Origin of the sequence: Altererythrobacter sp. H2, assembly GCF_035319885.1 — a bacterium.
Lineage (GTDB): Bacteria > Pseudomonadota > Alphaproteobacteria > Sphingomonadales > Sphingomonadaceae > 34-65-8.
On record NZ_CP141285.1, the window covers coordinates 1,269,335 to 1,282,584 of the forward strand.

Annotated in this window: 17 protein-coding genes; 9 read left to right on the forward strand and 8 right to left on the reverse strand. The window is 66.8% G+C overall.

Features of this window, described 5'->3' with window-relative positions:
* The first annotated feature begins 3 nt into the window (after window positions 1-3).
* The 8 genes from fliN to U4960_RS06525 are packed head-to-tail and all read left to right on the forward strand — an operon-like array spanning window position 4 to window position 5,329.
* Entirely contained in the window at window positions 4-288 is a 285-nt protein-coding gene (fliN, locus tag U4960_RS06490; protein ID WP_324262752.1) for a flagellar motor switch protein FliN, read from the forward strand.
* Window positions 288-563, forward strand: coding sequence for a flagellar biosynthetic protein FliO (locus U4960_RS06495; RefSeq protein WP_324262753.1), 276 nt, complete (start codon window positions 288-290; stop codon window positions 561-563). Before fliN ends, U4960_RS06495 begins: the two co-directional genes overlap by 1 nt.
* A complete protein-coding gene (gene fliP / locus U4960_RS06500) occupies window positions 560-1,318 on the forward strand; it encodes a flagellar type III secretion system pore protein FliP (protein WP_324262754.1) in 759 nt (252 codons plus the stop codon). Before U4960_RS06495 ends, fliP begins: the two co-directional genes overlap by 4 nt.
* A 13-nt stretch (window positions 1,319-1,331) precedes the next feature.
* On the forward strand, window positions 1,332-1,604 hold the full coding sequence (fliQ, locus tag U4960_RS06505) for a flagellar biosynthesis protein FliQ (RefSeq protein WP_324262755.1): 273 nt from the start codon (window positions 1,332-1,334) through the stop codon (window positions 1,602-1,604).
* Complete coding sequence (locus U4960_RS06510; protein WP_324262756.1) at window positions 1,604-2,386, forward strand: flagellar biosynthetic protein FliR; 783 nt, start codon at window positions 1,604-1,606, stop codon at window positions 2,384-2,386. The genes fliQ and U4960_RS06510 overlap by 1 nt, the downstream gene beginning before the upstream one ends.
* Window positions 2,383-3,516 carry an EscU/YscU/HrcU family type III secretion system export apparatus switch protein gene (locus U4960_RS06515; protein WP_324262757.1) on the forward strand — a complete coding sequence of 378 codons (1,134 nt, stop codon included), beginning with the start codon at window positions 2,383-2,385 and terminating at the stop codon, window positions 3,514-3,516. Before U4960_RS06510 ends, U4960_RS06515 begins: the two co-directional genes overlap by 4 nt.
* 30 nt (window positions 3,517-3,546) lie before the next feature.
* Window positions 3,547-4,965, forward strand: a complete 1,419-nt coding sequence (gene fliD / locus U4960_RS06520) for a flagellar filament capping protein FliD (protein ID WP_324262758.1) — start codon at window positions 3,547-3,549, stop codon at window positions 4,963-4,965.
* Window position 4,966: 1 nt separating this feature from the next.
* The gene (locus tag U4960_RS06525) at window positions 4,967-5,329 is read left to right on the forward strand and encodes a flagellin (RefSeq protein ID WP_324262759.1); all 363 of its coding nucleotides are present in this window, start codon (window positions 4,967-4,969) and stop codon (window positions 5,327-5,329) included.
* A 25-nt stretch (window positions 5,330-5,354) separates the two neighbouring features.
* On the opposite strand, the gene U4960_RS06530 is transcribed toward U4960_RS06525, so the two are convergent.
* From U4960_RS06530 to flgM, 5 genes are all read right to left on the reverse strand, one after another.
* On the reverse strand, window positions 5,355-6,089 hold the full coding sequence (locus U4960_RS06530; RefSeq protein ID WP_324262760.1) for a sigma-70 family RNA polymerase sigma factor: 735 nt from the start codon (window positions 6,087-6,089) through the stop codon (window positions 5,355-5,357).
* Entirely contained in the window at window positions 6,086-8,092 is a 2,007-nt protein-coding gene (locus U4960_RS06535) for a flagellar biosynthesis protein FlhA (RefSeq protein WP_324263074.1), read from the reverse strand. The genes U4960_RS06530 and U4960_RS06535 overlap by 4 nt, the downstream gene beginning before the upstream one ends.
* A gap of 68 nt (window positions 8,093-8,160) precedes the next feature.
* Entirely contained in the window at window positions 8,161-9,033 is an 873-nt protein-coding gene (locus U4960_RS06540) for a lytic transglycosylase domain-containing protein (protein WP_324262761.1), read from the reverse strand.
* Between the two features lie 67 nt (window positions 9,034-9,100).
* A complete protein-coding gene (locus U4960_RS06545; RefSeq protein WP_324262762.1) occupies window positions 9,101-9,400 on the reverse strand; it encodes a flagellar protein FlgN in 300 nt (99 codons plus the stop codon).
* An 8-nt stretch (window positions 9,401-9,408) separates the two neighbouring features.
* The gene (gene flgM / locus U4960_RS06550; protein WP_324262763.1) at window positions 9,409-9,702 is read right to left on the reverse strand and encodes a flagellar biosynthesis anti-sigma factor FlgM; all 294 of its coding nucleotides are present in this window, start codon (window positions 9,700-9,702) and stop codon (window positions 9,409-9,411) included.
* A 181-nt stretch (window positions 9,703-9,883) separates the two neighbouring features.
* On the opposite strand from flgM, the gene U4960_RS06555 reads away from it, so the two are divergent.
* Entirely contained in the window at window positions 9,884-10,288 is a 405-nt protein-coding gene (locus tag U4960_RS06555; RefSeq protein ID WP_324262764.1) for a hypothetical protein, read from the forward strand.
* Window positions 10,289-10,353: 65 nt separating this feature from the next.
* Here U4960_RS06555 and U4960_RS06560 read toward each other — a convergent pair whose 3' ends face one another.
* Genes U4960_RS06560 through U4960_RS06570 form a run of 3 tightly spaced genes read right to left on the reverse strand, consistent with a single transcriptional unit; the run spans window position 10,354 to window position 13,250 of the window.
* Window positions 10,354-11,145: a phosphoadenylyl-sulfate reductase gene (locus tag U4960_RS06560; RefSeq protein WP_324262765.1), complete on the reverse strand. Its 792-nt coding sequence runs from the start codon at window positions 11,143-11,145 to the stop codon at window positions 10,354-10,356.
* On the reverse strand, window positions 11,138-11,623 hold the full coding sequence (locus tag U4960_RS06565; RefSeq protein WP_324262766.1) for a DUF934 domain-containing protein: 486 nt from the start codon (window positions 11,621-11,623) through the stop codon (window positions 11,138-11,140). The genes U4960_RS06560 and U4960_RS06565 overlap by 8 nt, the downstream gene beginning before the upstream one ends.
* The gene (locus U4960_RS06570) at window positions 11,616-13,250 is read right to left on the reverse strand and encodes a nitrite/sulfite reductase (protein ID WP_324262767.1); all 1,635 of its coding nucleotides are present in this window, start codon (window positions 13,248-13,250) and stop codon (window positions 11,616-11,618) included. The genes U4960_RS06565 and U4960_RS06570 overlap by 8 nt, the downstream gene beginning before the upstream one ends.

The following is a 13,250-nucleotide window of genomic DNA, read 5'->3' on the forward strand; positions in this document are numbered from 1 at the left end:
GACATGACAAACCATCCGGCCGATCTCGGCCTCATCGGCGAGGTCACCGTGAGCCTGAGCGTGGAGCTCGGGCGGACCGAGCTGGCCCTGCGCGAGGTGATGGCCCTTGGGCAGGATTCGGTGGTGGCGCTCGACCGCCTGACCGACGAGCCGCTCGACGTGCTGGTCAACGGCCGCCTCATCGCCAAGGCGGAAATCGTGGCGGAGAACAACCGGTTTGCCCTCCGGATCGTGGAGCTGATTGGGGGCCGGCGCGCCACCGATGCGCCGGTGTCGGAGGCTGCGTGATGGGCTGGTATCTTGCCAAGATGCTGCTGCTGGTCCCGCTGCTGGGGCTGATGATCTGGGGCAGCCTGAAACTGACCCAGCGGGTCCAGCAGAAACTGACCGGCGCCAATGCGGGGCGTGTGCAACGGGCACGGCTGGTTGAAACCACCTTCCTCGGCCCCGGCCTCAAACTGGCGGTGGTGGAGTTTCGCGGGCGGGAAATCCTGCTCGGCTGCACACGCAACGGGCTGACCCGGCTGGCGGATGTGCCGACCTCTGAGGAGCACGGGCAATGATTGTCCGGCTCGTGATCCTGCTTGGCGTGATCGCCGCGCTGGCCCTGCCCGATGCGGCACTGGCCCAACCGGGTTTGGGCGGGGCGCTCGACCGGGCGCTGGCAGCCTCGCCCACCAGCGATGCAACGCCGCTATCGCTGTCGCTGCAGATCCTGCTGCTGATGGGGCTGCTCACGCTGCTCCCGGCGATCGTGCTGATGATGACCAGCTTTACCCGCATCCTGATCGTGCTCTCGATCCTGCGGCAGGCGCTGGGATTACAGCAGAGCCCGCCCAACCAGGTGCTGATCGGGCTGGCCCTGTTTCTCTCGCTGTTCGTCATGGCCCCCACCCTCGCGCAGGTGAACGCGCTGGCGATCGAGCCTTATGCCGCAGGTTCCCTTTCGGGCGAGCAGGCCATCGCTGCCGCAGCCGAGCCGTTCCACGCCTTCATGATGAGCCAGACGCGCGAGACCAACCTCGCCATGTTCGCCGACATCGCCGGTGCGGGATCCTTCGCCAGCCCTGACGACGTGCCGTTTTCCATCCTGCTGCCGGCGTTCGTGACCAGCGAGCTGGAAACCGCGTTCCAGATCGGTTTCATGCTGTTCCTGCCCTTCCTGGTGATCGACCTGGTGGTCGCCAGCGTGCTGATGAGCCTGGGCATGATGATGCTCTCGCCCTCGATCGTCTCCCTCCCGTTCAAGCTGCTCCTGTTCGTGCTGGTCGATGGCTGGGCGTTGCTGATGGGCAGCCTCGCGATGAGTTTCGGGTGAGGGGGCACAGGCGATGAACGACGACGCCTCGCTGCTCGGCCTGATCGACCAGATGCTGTGGACCACGGCGCTGATTGCCGGTCCGATCCTGCTTGCTGCGCTGGCTGTCGGCCTGGTGGTCGGGATCATCCAGGCCGCCACCTCGGTCAACGAACAGACGCTCACCTTTGTCCCCAAGCTGGCAATCATCGCGCTGGTCATGGTGCTGATGGGCGGGTCGATGATGGCCCTTCTGAGCGACTTCCTGCGTGAAATCTTCGCCCAGATCGGCACCCTGGCGCGCTGATGCAGGCCGCCACCATCGCCTTTGCGCTGTTTGAGCAGCAGCTGCCGGAAGTGCTGTTCCTGTCCGTCCGGGCAGGGGCGGCGATGCTGGCCGCGCCGCTGTTCGGGGCGATGAGCGTGCCGGTGCAGTTGCGTGCCTTCTTCGGGGTCGTGCTGGCGGTCTTCATCCACCAGTGGATGCCACTGCCGCCGCTGCCCGATCTGCTGAGCATGGCCGGCATGGTCGCCCTGCTGCAAGAGGTGGTGGCCGGCTTCGCGCTCGGGTTCGTGCTCCAGATCGCCTTTGCCATTCCGCTGATCGCGGCCGAACAGATCGCCGGCACTATGGGCATGGCCATGGCAACTTCGGTTGACCCGGCCAGTGGTTCGCAGTCCGGTGCGATCGGTCAGATGTTCAGCCTGACGCTGATCTTCGTATTCCTGGGCCTTGGCGCGCACCTGCTGTGGTTCGAGCTGCTGCTGGAAAGCTATCGCGCCGTGCCGCCCGGTCCGCTGGCACTGAGCGCCGAGGCCATGAAGCGCATCGTGATGTTCGGCGGGCAGATGCTGGCAACGGCGGCGGCCATCGCCCTTCCGGTGGTGCTGGTCCTGCTGCTGGTCCAGATCGCCACCGGGGTGCTGAGCAGGTCTGCCCCGTCGCTCAATCTGTTTGCGCTGGGCCTTCCCGCAGGCGTGCTGGCCGGCATTGCCGCTCTGATTGCAGTCCTGCCAGTAGTGGTCGAGCAATTCGCCGACGTGTCCCGCATCGCGGTGGAACAGGCTGCAGGCGTACTGCTGCCATGAGCGAGCAGTCACCCGGCGAAAAGACCTTTGCCCCCAGCGCCAAGCGCCTGCGTGATGCAACGCAGAAGGGCGACGTGCTCCGCTCGAAAGAGCTGGCAACGGCGGTGGCCATGGTGGCAGGCCTTGCTGCACTGGTGGCGACCGGGCCATGGTTGCTGGCCGGGCTGGAAGGCGCAATGCGCGCCGGCCTCAGCTTCGACAAGGCGGAGCTGGAGCGCTTTACCCCGCTGACCATGGTCGTGCTGGCGATGAAGGCGGTCCTGCCCCCGGTGCTGGTGATCGGGCTGGTGGTGCTGGTGGCCACGGTCGCCTCCCAACTGCTGTTCGGCGAAGGGCGCTGGGTCGGTGCCAGCCTCGCACCCAAGGCCTCGCGGATCAATCCGCTCGAAGGCCTCAAGCGGATGTTCGGCGTTCAGGGCCTGATCGAACTGGGCAAGGGATTGCTCAAGATCGGCCTGCTCGGCGCGCTCGCGTGGTGGTGGGCGAGCGGGGCGATTGCAGGGTTGCTCGGGCTCGGCCGGGGCGATCTGGAAACCCAGCTCGGCACCGCATGGCAGGCCGGGCTCGATCTGCTGCTTATCCTGACCTTCGGCCTTGCCCTGATCGCGCTGGTAGACTGGCCGATCCAGTATGTGCGGCGCCAGAACCGGCTCAAGATGACGTTTCAGGAAATGCGTGACGAGAGCAAGGAAGCCGAAGGTTCGCCCGAGCAGCGGGCCGCCCAGCGCCAGCGCCAGCGTGAGATGGCCCGCGGCGGGGTGTCGAAAGCGGTGCGCGAGGCGCAGTTCGTGCTGGTCAACCCGCAACACTTCGCCGTGGCGCTGGCCTATGACCCGGCGCTGGCTCCGGCACCCATCGTGCTGGCCAAGGGGCGGGGGGAAAGGGCGCTGGCCATGCGCGAACTCGCTGCGGAATTTGCCGTGCCGGTGCTGGAGTATCCTGCCCTGGCGCGATCGGTCTATTTCACCACGCGCGAGAACCAGGTGATCCGGGAGGAGCTCTATGTGGCCATTGCCGCGCTGGTGGCTTTCGTGATGGCACTGAAGCGCGGAGACCATCCGCCGCGTCCGCAGGTGGAAGTACCGCTGACCCTGCGGTTCGATGCCGAAGGTCGGCTGGCCGGGGGTTAACCCCCATGGGCGCAGGACGTTCTACCCGGCATGGATAGCAGCACATCCTCACTGGTCTCGCGGCTCGGCGGCGGCAGCGGGGTCGATATGGTCAAGCTCGCGAGCGACCTGGCCGAAGCCCGCTATGCCACCCAGATTGCGCGGCTCGAATCCCGCAACGAGCAGCTCGAAGCGCGCGTTTCTGCCGCTGCCCAGTTGCGCGGGCAGTTCAGCCAGCTTGCCTCGGCGCTGGGCGAGCGGATCCGCACCGGCGATCTTTCCCCGCAGGCGACGATCGGCAGCCCGGCAGTGGCCGGAGTCTCGGTCGCGCCGGGAGCAAGCCCACGCGGCAGCTACAGCCTGGAAGTGACACGGCTGGCCCAGGGCCAGGTGCTGGCCTTGCCCGGCCCGGCCAGCGCCGCAGACCCGGTTGGTGAGGGCGCGCTGACGATACGCTTCGGCTCGGTGGCCGATGGAGGCTTCACGGCTGACAGCGGCCGGAACCCGCTGGAATTCACCGTGGCGGCAGGCGAAACGCTGGAGCAAGTCGCCGCGCGCATCACTGCGGCCAATGCCGGGGTCAGCGCCTATGTCGCCAACGGAACCAATGGCCCCGAACTGGTGCTCAAGGGCGGTGAAGGCGGCGCCAGCGGCTTCATCGTCGAAGTGACCAACACCGGCAGCGCCGGGCCGCTCGACGGCCTTGGCTGGAACCCTGCTTCGGATAGCGGGCAATTGCGCCAGGGCGCGCAGGATGCCGCCTTCCTGCTCGATACCGTGGCGATGACCAGCCCGACCAACCGGGTGACCAATCTTCCCGCCGGCATCCAGCTCGACCTGCGCGGGACAAACACCGGCGCGCCGACCACGATCGGTTTTGCTGACCGCAGCGGCCAAGTGGCCGGGGTGATGGGGGATCTCGTCGCCGCCCTGAACGATATCGCCGGGCAGGTCCGCGCTCTGGGCGATCCGCAGGCGGGCGACCTTGGGTCCGACCCCGGCCTGCGGGCCTTGCGCAGTGCCTTTGCCTCCCTTTCGGCCGCAGTGGTCATGCCCAACGCCGCCACTGGCGAGCCGCGCACGTTGGGAGACCTCGGCCTTTCGCTCAACCGCGATGGCAGTTTCCGGCTGGACAGCGACCGCCTGAACCGAACGCTGACTGAGAGCCCGCAGGGCGCTGCGGCGATGTTCACCACCGGGCTGTTCGGTGTGTTTGCAACGGTCGACCGGCTCGCCCGCACCGCCTCCTCGCGCGCGGACCCGGGCTCTTTGGCAGGCTCCGAAGCGCGCTACAGCGCGCAGCTTCAGCGCAACGCCGATGCGCTGGACAAGATCGCCGAGCAGCAGGAACGCCTGCGCGAACGGATGACCCGCGAATTCGTCTCGGCCGATACCCGCGTCGCATCCTCCAATTCTACCCTGTCGTTCCTGCGCACGCAGATCGACATGTGGACGGCAAGGAGCCAGTGACATGCTGGCCTTGCTGGATGATCCCGCCACGGCCTATCGCCGGGTCGATCTCGACGCCCGGATTGAAGGAAGCGACGGGGCCGGGCTGACCCGGCTATGCCTGGAACGTGCCATTGCGGCACTTGCCCGCGCGCGGACGCAGGATGGGCGGGCGCAGCGAGCGGGCGCGCTGGAGCAGGCCGGATCGGCACTGATCGCCCTGCTCGGCGGGGTCGCTTCGGATAATCCGCTGCGGAGCGCCCTGGTGCAGTTCTACGGCGGGGCGCGGGCGGACGTCATGGCGTCGCTGACCCGGTTTGATCCGGAACGTCTGGCGGGGATTGAACGCGATCTCGCGGACGTGCTGGCCCTGCTCCAGAAATAGCGCCTAAGTTGACCGATCCGGTGGCTCAGTCCGCCAGGTCTGCCAGGTCTGCCAGCATCACCCTGAGCTTTGCCAGCGCCTGCGCCCGCAACTGGTGCACGCGCGGCACGCTGACCTCCAGCACGTCGGCAATTTCGGTAAGGTTGAGTTCCTCGACAAAGAACAGCTGGAGAACCAGCTGGAGCCGCTGCGGCAGCGCCTCCATCGCGGAGGCCAGGCGCGCCCTGTCATCGAGTGCGGCGAGCTGCTCGAACGCGTCAGGGCCGTCGTCGGCGAAGGCCATGCTGGAGTCGTCAAGGCAGTCATCCAGTGCCACCAGTGCTGTCTGGCCCTGCTGCATCGCCCGCAGCGCCGCTTCGTCACATTCCAGCGCGGCGCACAGTTCGGCGGGGGCAGGCGGGCGGCCATGCAGGCCGGTGAGGCGCGCCACGGCCGCGTCGTAGGCCTGCCGCCGCCGTATCGTGCCACGACTGTCGGGCATGGTGCGGCGGACAAGGTCGAACATCGCGCCGCGCACCCGCAGCTTGGCATAGGCGGCAAATCCGTCATCCGGGGCAAGGCCATGGCGGCGCGCGCATTCGGTCAGGGCGAGCAGGCCGGCCTGGATCAGGTCCTCCACCTCGATCCCGTCGCGGCCCATGCCGTGGATGTGCCATGCTGCCCGGCGGACCAGCGGCATGAACCGGCGCACGCGGTCTTCCACCAGGGCAGGCGGGACATGAAGCCGGGCATCGGCAAACTGGTTGTGGTCTTGCTTCATGCGGCAAGCATCTCCGGTTCAGGGTTGATGGCAGGGGCGCCGATCACGTCGAGCACGTTGACCGGCTGGGTTACGGGAAGTTCCTGGAGCGAAAGCACCAGTGCGCGGGGCACCCGGTTGCGCAGCAGCGCGGCCAGTGCACGGCGCGCGGGCGGCTGGACAATCAGGGCGACCGGGACGTCAGCCTGCGCCACGATTGCGGCCATGCGTTCGGCAATCATCCGCCCGCAATCAGGATCGATCAGCGGCTGGCCGGTGGCCGGATCGGTCATCCCGCCAAGGATGGCCGCCTCCAGCCCTGCATCGAGCGTGGCAACCTGGAGCTGCTGGTCGGGCGGGCAAACCTGGCCCACGATCCAGCCCCCCAGATCGGTGCGAACATGGTCGATCAGGGTATTGAAATCGTGGGTTTTCTGCAGGGCCAGCGCAAGGCTGGTGAACACCGGGCCGGGATGCGACAGGGAAATGCCGTCTGCCACCAGTGCGCGCAGGAAGCGGGTCAGTGCCGCCAGCGACAGCGGCTCAGGCGTAATCGCCTCGACCAGCCCCGGCACCTTTTCCCGCAGCGTATCGAGCAGCGCGCGGACTTCTTCCGGCCCCAGCAGCGCTTCGATCCGCGCCAGCAGCAACTGGTTGAGATGGGTGGCGATGACCGTGCCCGGATCGACCACCAGATAACCTTCCGCCACCGCGATTTCGCGGGTGGCGGGGTCGATCCACAGGGCGGGGCAGCCGAAGCTCGGGTCAAGCGTGGCCTCGCCTGCCATGGCCGCGCCGGCGGGCACTTCGCCAGTGTCGATGGCGAGCAGCCGGTCGGGCCGGACCTCGCCCTGACCCAGCGTGACCCCGCCCAGCCGCACGCGGTAAGCCCGCGGCCCAAGTTCGAGCGCATCGGCCACCCGGAACTGGGGCAGGACAAAGCCGAACTGGCGCGACAGCTGCTTGCGGATGCCGGTCAGGCGCGGCAGCAGCGGGGCCTTGCGCGCCTCGTCCACCAGATGGACCAGGGCATAGCCGAGCTCGAGCGCAACCAGCGTGTGGTCGGTCACATCCGCGATACCAAACACGTCGGGCCGGTTTTCGTCGACCGCGAAGGCCGGTTCCGCCGGAGTCTCTGCCCGGCGGCGCAGGCGGTGCCAGATCAGCAGGCAGATGGCCGCCGCCGGAAGGAACAGCGTCTGCGGCATGGCCGGGATCAGCCCGATTGCGCCGAGCACGGCGGCTACCGGCAGCCAGCCGCGCGGTTCGGCCACCTGCCCGCCAATCTGGCCAACCAGGTCGCGGGAATCGGTGACGCGGGTCACGATCGCAGCCGCAGCGATGGACAGCAGCAGCGCCGGCACCTGGGTCACCAGCGCGTCGCCAACTGCGAGCGAGACATAGACCTGCCCTGCCTCGCCCGCGCCCATGCCATGCGCGATCATGCCCAGTGCAAACCCGCCAAACACGTTGACCGCCAGGATCAGCAGTCCGGCGATGGCATCGCCCTTCACGAACTTGGAAGCACCATCCATCGAGCCGTAGAAATCGGCTTCGACCGACACCTCGGACCGGCGCGCGCGTGCTTCATCGGGCGTGAGCAGGCCTGCGGCGATGTCGGCGTCGATCGCCATCTGCTTGCCGGGCAGGGCATCCAGCACGAACCGTGCGGACACCTCGGATATGCGGCCCGCGCCTTTGGTCACCACCACCAGATTGATGATCAGCAGGATCGCGAAGACGAACAGGCCGACGGCGAAGTTTCCGCCGATGATGAACTGGGCAAAGGCCGCGATGACCTGGCCGGCGGCGTCCTCTCCCTCGTGCCCGTTGACCAGTACGACCCGGGTCGAGGCGACGTTGAGCGCCAGCCGCAGCAGCGTGGCAAACAGCAGTACGCTGGGGAAGGACGAGAAATCGAGCGGTTTGCGGGCATTGAGTGCGGTGGTCAGGATGATGACCGAAATGGCCAGGTTGAGCACGAAGAACAGATCGAGCAGGAAAGCCGGGATCGGCAGGACCATCAGCACGATCAGCGCCAGGATGCCTGCGGGCAGTGCGAATGCGCCGGGCAGGCCGGCCAGCCGCGCGCTCACAGCCCGAAGCTCCGCAGCGTGGCATAGGCACGGCGGGCGTGATCACCGGCCTGGCCGGGCGATCCGGTGAAGCCTTGGGCCAGAAGCTCGCTGATCGGGCGCAGGGCAGGGCGGTTATCGGCAAAACCGCTGGCTGCGCCGGCAAAACCGTTCCGCGCCGCGAGAAAGGGCGCAGGGACGGCGGAAGCAAGCTGGCCAGGAGCAGCAAAGGCTGGATGGCCGGACACCGGGCCGGCGTCCATCGCCTGCGCCATCTTGCCCCGCATCAGGTCCATCACTTCACTCAGCGAGCGGGCCGTGCCGTCGCGCTCGAAAAAGATCGGGCGGTTGGCGGCAGCTGGCCTGGGAAAGAGTGCGGCTGCGGATTGGGACGGGTCGGACTGGAGCGCGGAGAGGAACCGGCTGGCCCCGCCCGAGCCGAGGAAATGGGCCAGATAGAGCTCGCCTGCATCGGGTTCGCGCCCGAGCACCGGGATCAGTTCAGCCCGGTTGTCCTGCGCCAGTGCCCCGGCCATGACCGAGGCGAGCGCGGGATCGTGGCGCAAACCGAGGATCTGCTGCCGCATCGCCGGGTCGCTGACATAGGGGCCGTTGGCGCCCTGCCCGATGGCCGCAGCATAAGGGGCAAGCCCATGCGCAGCGCCGTGCTTGCGGACAGTGGCGAGCCAGGTGCTTTCGATGAACTGGAACAGTCCTGTGGCGCTGGATGTGCGCGCCTTGGCATCGGGATCGAGGCCGGATTCGATCCGCGCCTGCGCCAACAGAAAGTCGAAGCCGATACCCGTCCGCCCCGCGCCATGGGCAATCGCCGCGCGCACCGGAAGCGGTGCGGCAGAGGGACGGACAGACTCTATTCGGCTTTCGCCCACGACGGGCTCCCTTGCGGCAATGGTTCGTCACCATGCACAGCAAGGGGTGTGCCAGTTTGCCCGGCGATCAGGCCACGCGGGCAACCCGGTAGGTGCCGGGCCGGTCGACCAGTGCATCGATCCGGGCGGAAACTTGTGCAGCCAGGAGGTTGCGAACCCGGCGGTTTACCTCGTTCAGCGCCCGTGCGCTCTCCGCCAGGGCGCGGCATTCGGCGTCTGGCGCTGCCGGGCTGGCCGGCTCCAGTTCAGCGCACAGACCCTGCTTGCGCTGCGCGGTGGCCAGCAGCGCGTCGAGGTCAAGGGTGGCAAGGGCCTGCCGCTCTGCCTCCAGCACGGCAATCATCTGCCGCAGATGTTCGGCGGTCATGGCGGAGCTCATGCCTGGCCCCCGAGGACCAGCCGGGCAGCAATCATGGCATCGGCAATCTTCGCGGGAACGATGGGATAGCTGCCTTCGCGCAAGGCGTCGCGAATCTGGTTGACCCGTTCACGATCGACCGGGGGGGCGGCACTGTCGGGCGTTGCGCCCAGCTCCACCTGCACACCTTCGGCACCGGCTCCGGCGGATGTCGCAGCCTGTGGGCGAGGCCTCTCGGTGGCCTGGGTGTGGCCGGAGATCGCCGGGGCGGCGTTCACCGGCAGCGTCTTGCGAATGTCGATCGGCGACATGTCGGGTCTCCTGCGCTGTGCTGCGATACAGGACGACCTGTGAAAGGTTTGATTAAGGGGTCACGGTCCCGATTCGGCTTTAGCTTTCCAAGCAGCGTGGAAGGCGTAAGCTTCCGGCGGGATCGCGAGTCGCACTGGCGGGAACGGCCGCCCTTCTGCGTCACGTTGAAAGGGGATACTCATGAAAAAGATCGTACTTGTAGCCGCGCTTGCGGCGCTCTCTGCCTGTTCCCAGTCGGAAGCCCCGGCTGAACCCGTAGCCGCGGAGGAGCCGGCAGCCGCCCCGGCAGCGGCAACGGTGGCCGCCGATGGTGGTCCTTCCACCGGTATGTTCAAGATCACCCAGCAGGATGGCACGGTTTTCACCGAAGAAGTCCGCCCGGACGGAACCTACACCTCAACTTCCGCGACCGGCGAAACCGAGACCGGCAGGTGGGTCCAGAAATCGCCGAACGAATATTGCACGACCGGGGACGAGGAAGGGGCGGCAGAAGTCTGCCACAGCGAAACCGTGGGAGAGGATGGCGTGTGGACCTCGACTGATCCCGAAGGGAAGACCGGAACGGTCGAGCGCATCGAGGCCTGATTTACCTGCAAGCCAATGCTGACCGGGGCACCGGAACGCCATGTCGTTCCGGTGCCCTGGTTGCTTTACAGGAACGGCTCGTAACCCGGCGGCAGATCGCTGGTTGCACCGTCGGTGTGGATGCCGCACTCGGTCTTGTCCCAGCCTTTCCAGCGGCCCGAACGCGGGTCTTCTCCCGGTGCGACCTTGCTCGTGCACGGCGAACAGCCGATCGAAGGATAGCCTTGCTCGACCAGCGGGTGCGGGGGAAGGTCGTGCGCGGTGAAATGACGCGCGATGTCTTCGGCGGTCCAGTCGATCAGCGGGTTGATCTTGAGGCGGCCGTGGCCGTCACTGGTGTCGAGCTCGAACCGGGGCAGATTGGCCCGCGTCTGCGCTTGGAACGCCTTGCGCCCGGTGATGGTGGCATCCAGTCCGGCCAGAGCGCGTGCCAGCGGCCGTACTTTGCGGATTTCGCAGCAGCCGTCAGGGTCGTAGGACCAGCGCAGGCCGGTTTCATCCCGCTGTGAGAGGTCAGCCGGGTCCGGGCTCAGGATCCGGAGAGCAGTCAGGCCAAACCGGGATGCCAGCGTGTCGCGGTAGGTCAGCGTCTCGGCAAAATGCTTGCCCGTGTCGAGGAACAGCACCGGCAGGGCCGGGTCGACTTCGGCCACCAGATGCAGCAGCACTGCGCTTTCCGCGCCGAAGCTGGAAACCACCGCCATGTCGCCCGCCAGCCCGTCAGCAATAACCGCTCGGAGCATTTCGCGCGTGTCGGAGCCACGGAACATCCGGTTCAGGCGGATTGCGTCATGCTCGGTGAAGCGCGGGCCGGTGTCGATCCGGTCACGCAGGCGGACGGGATCGGCCTCAGCCATGGCTCGCGCCATGGCGCAGCTGCCAGATCGGCACCCGGCCATCGGTGGTGGGCTGGTAGACTTCCGGCCAGCGGCCGAACGCCGCATTCGCGTCTTCCGGATTGATCGGCTGGTCCGGGGCAAAGGCATCAAACCCGCAGCGCCGCAGGAAGCCGATCTGGTCAACCAGCAAGTCGCCCACCGCGCGCAGCTCGCCGGCAAAGCCCGCTTCCCGCAGGATCCGGGCGGAGGAATAGCCGCGCCCGTCGCCGAACACCGGGAAATTGACTTCCACCAACGCGATCCGGTCAAGATGAGGCAGCAGCGCGCGGGCATCGTCACCCGGCTCGATCCGCACGGCAGTGGCGTTCGACTGGTCGAGGAAGGAATCGACCGTCACCGCCGCATGATCGACCGGCTCGTCGCTGCGGAACCGGAACTGCACTTCGTCAGGGCTCACGCCCAGCCCCTCCCGGGCAGGGAAATTGGTGTCAGCCATAAAGCGCCTCCTTGAACGGCTCCATGCCGATGCGACGGTAGGTATCGAGGAAGCGCTCGCCGTCGGTGCGTTCGCGCAGGTAAACATCGGTCACGGTTTCGACCGCGCCGACCACGCCGTCCTCGTCGAAGCCGGGGCCGGTAATCTTGCCGAGCGAGGTATCGGCTGCCTCGCTGCCGCCGAGCAGGAGCTGGTAGTTTTCCACCCCCTTCTTGTCGACGCCGAGGATGCCGATATGGCCGGCATGGTGGTGCCCGCAGGCGTTGATGCAGCCGGAAATCTTCAGCTTCAGCTCGCCGAGGGCAGCGGTCTTGCCGGTCTCGGCAAAGCGGGCGGAAATCTTCTGCGCCACCGGGATCGAGCGGGCGTTCGCCAGGCTGCAATAGTCGAGCCCGGGGCAGGCGATGATATCCTCGATCGTATCGAGGTTGGGGCTGCCCAGTCCTTCGGCTTCGAGCGTCTGCCACAGGGTGTAGAGCTGGGCCTTGCGGACATGCGGCAGAACGATGTTCTGCGTGTGCATGACCCGGCATTCATCGAATGAATAGGACTTCGCCAGTTCCGCCATCACGTGCATCTGGCGAGCCGTGGCATCGCCGGGAATGCCGCCGACCGGCTTCAGGCTGATGACGGCCGAAACGTAGCCGGGCACCTTGTGGGGATGGGTGTTGCGATCAACCCAGAGCGCGAAATCGGGATCGCTCCGGTCAAGCCGGTCACCCGATGCGTCCTGGAAGGCAGGGTCCGCGAAATAGGGCTTGATCCGCTCCAGCTCGGCCGTGGGCGGCTCGATCCCCTGGCTCAGCAGGTGGGCGAACTCTTCCTCCACCTGGCGGGCATATTCCTGCGCGCCCAGTTCATGGACGAGGATCTTGATCCGCGCCTTGTACTTGTTGTCCCGCCGCCCGTAGCGGTTGTAGACGCGCAGGCAGGCCTCGGAATAGGTAATCAGCTGGTCGAGCGGCACGAAGGCGCGGATGCAGGGCGCGACCATCGGAGTGCGGCCCATGCCGCCGCCAACGTAGAATGCGGCGCCCAGTTCGCCTGCTTCGTTCTGCACGATCTCGATCCCGATATCGTGCAGCTTCATCGCCGCACGATCCGTTTTCGAGGCGATCACGGCGATCTTGAACTTGCGCGGCAGGAAGCTGAATTCCGGATGGAAGCTCGACCATTGTCTGAGCAGTTCAGCGTAAGGCCTTGGATCGACAAGCTCGTCAGCAGCAGCGCCAGCGAAATGATCGGAACTGATATTGCGGATGCAGTTCCCGCTGGTCTGGATCGCATGCATTTCCACTGCGGCGAGGTCGGCCAGAATGTCCGGCGCATCCTCCAGCTTGATCCAGTTGTACTGGATGTTCTGCCGGGTGGTGAAGTGCCCATAGCCCCGGTCATACTTGTCGGCGATATCGGCTAGGGCGTGCATCTGCGCGCTGCTGAGCGTGCCATAGGGCACGGCCACGCGCAGCATGTAGGCGTGCAGTTGCAGGTAGAGCCCGTTCATCAGCCGCAGCGGCTTGAACTGGTCTTCGGTCAGCTTGCCTTCGAGGCGGCGACGGGTCTGGTCGCGGAACTCGGCCACGCGCGCATCGACCATCGCCTGGTCATAGTGGTCATAGCGGTACAT

Excerpts from the sequence above, each read along its gene's own strand:
- U4960_RS06510 (WP_324262756.1), top strand. The coding sequence starts at position 1,604 with ATGCAGGCCGCCACCATCGCCTTTGCGCTGTTTGAGCAGCAGCTGCCG.
- U4960_RS06560 (WP_324262765.1), bottom strand. The coding sequence starts at position 11,145 with ATGGCTGAGGCCGATCCCGTCCGCCTGCGTGACCGGATCGACACCGGC.
- fliD (WP_324262758.1), top strand. The coding sequence starts at position 3,547 with ATGGATAGCAGCACATCCTCACTGGTCTCGCGGCTCGGCGGCGGCAGC.
- U4960_RS06525 (WP_324262759.1), top strand. The coding sequence starts at position 4,967 with ATGCTGGCCTTGCTGGATGATCCCGCCACGGCCTATCGCCGGGTCGAT.
- fliN (WP_324262752.1), top strand. The coding sequence starts at position 4 with ATGACAAACCATCCGGCCGATCTCGGCCTCATCGGCGAGGTCACCGTG.
- U4960_RS06530 (WP_324262760.1), bottom strand. The coding sequence starts at position 6,089 with ATGAAGCAAGACCACAACCAGTTTGCCGATGCCCGGCTTCATGTCCCG.
- U4960_RS06570 (WP_324262767.1), bottom strand. The coding sequence starts at position 13,250 with ATGTACCGCTATGACCACTATGACCAGGCGATGGTCGATGCGCGCGTG.
- U4960_RS06515 (WP_324262757.1), top strand. The coding sequence starts at position 2,383 with ATGAGCGAGCAGTCACCCGGCGAAAAGACCTTTGCCCCCAGCGCCAAG.
- fliP (WP_324262754.1), top strand. The coding sequence starts at position 560 with ATGATTGTCCGGCTCGTGATCCTGCTTGGCGTGATCGCCGCGCTGGCC.
- U4960_RS06495 (WP_324262753.1), top strand. The coding sequence starts at position 288 with ATGGGCTGGTATCTTGCCAAGATGCTGCTGCTGGTCCCGCTGCTGGGG.
- flgM (WP_324262763.1), bottom strand. The coding sequence starts at position 9,702 with ATGTCGCCGATCGACATTCGCAAGACGCTGCCGGTGAACGCCGCCCCG.
- U4960_RS06565 (WP_324262766.1), bottom strand. The coding sequence starts at position 11,623 with ATGGCTGACACCAATTTCCCTGCCCGGGAGGGGCTGGGCGTGAGCCCT.
- fliQ (WP_324262755.1), top strand. The coding sequence starts at position 1,332 with ATGAACGACGACGCCTCGCTGCTCGGCCTGATCGACCAGATGCTGTGG.
- U4960_RS06535 (WP_324263074.1), bottom strand. The coding sequence starts at position 8,092 with ATGGTCCTGCCGATCCCGGCTTTCCTGCTCGATCTGTTCTTCGTGCTC.
- U4960_RS06555 (WP_324262764.1), top strand. The coding sequence starts at position 9,884 with ATGAAAAAGATCGTACTTGTAGCCGCGCTTGCGGCGCTCTCTGCCTGT.
- U4960_RS06545 (WP_324262762.1), bottom strand. The coding sequence starts at position 9,400 with ATGACCGCCGAACATCTGCGGCAGATGATTGCCGTGCTGGAGGCAGAG.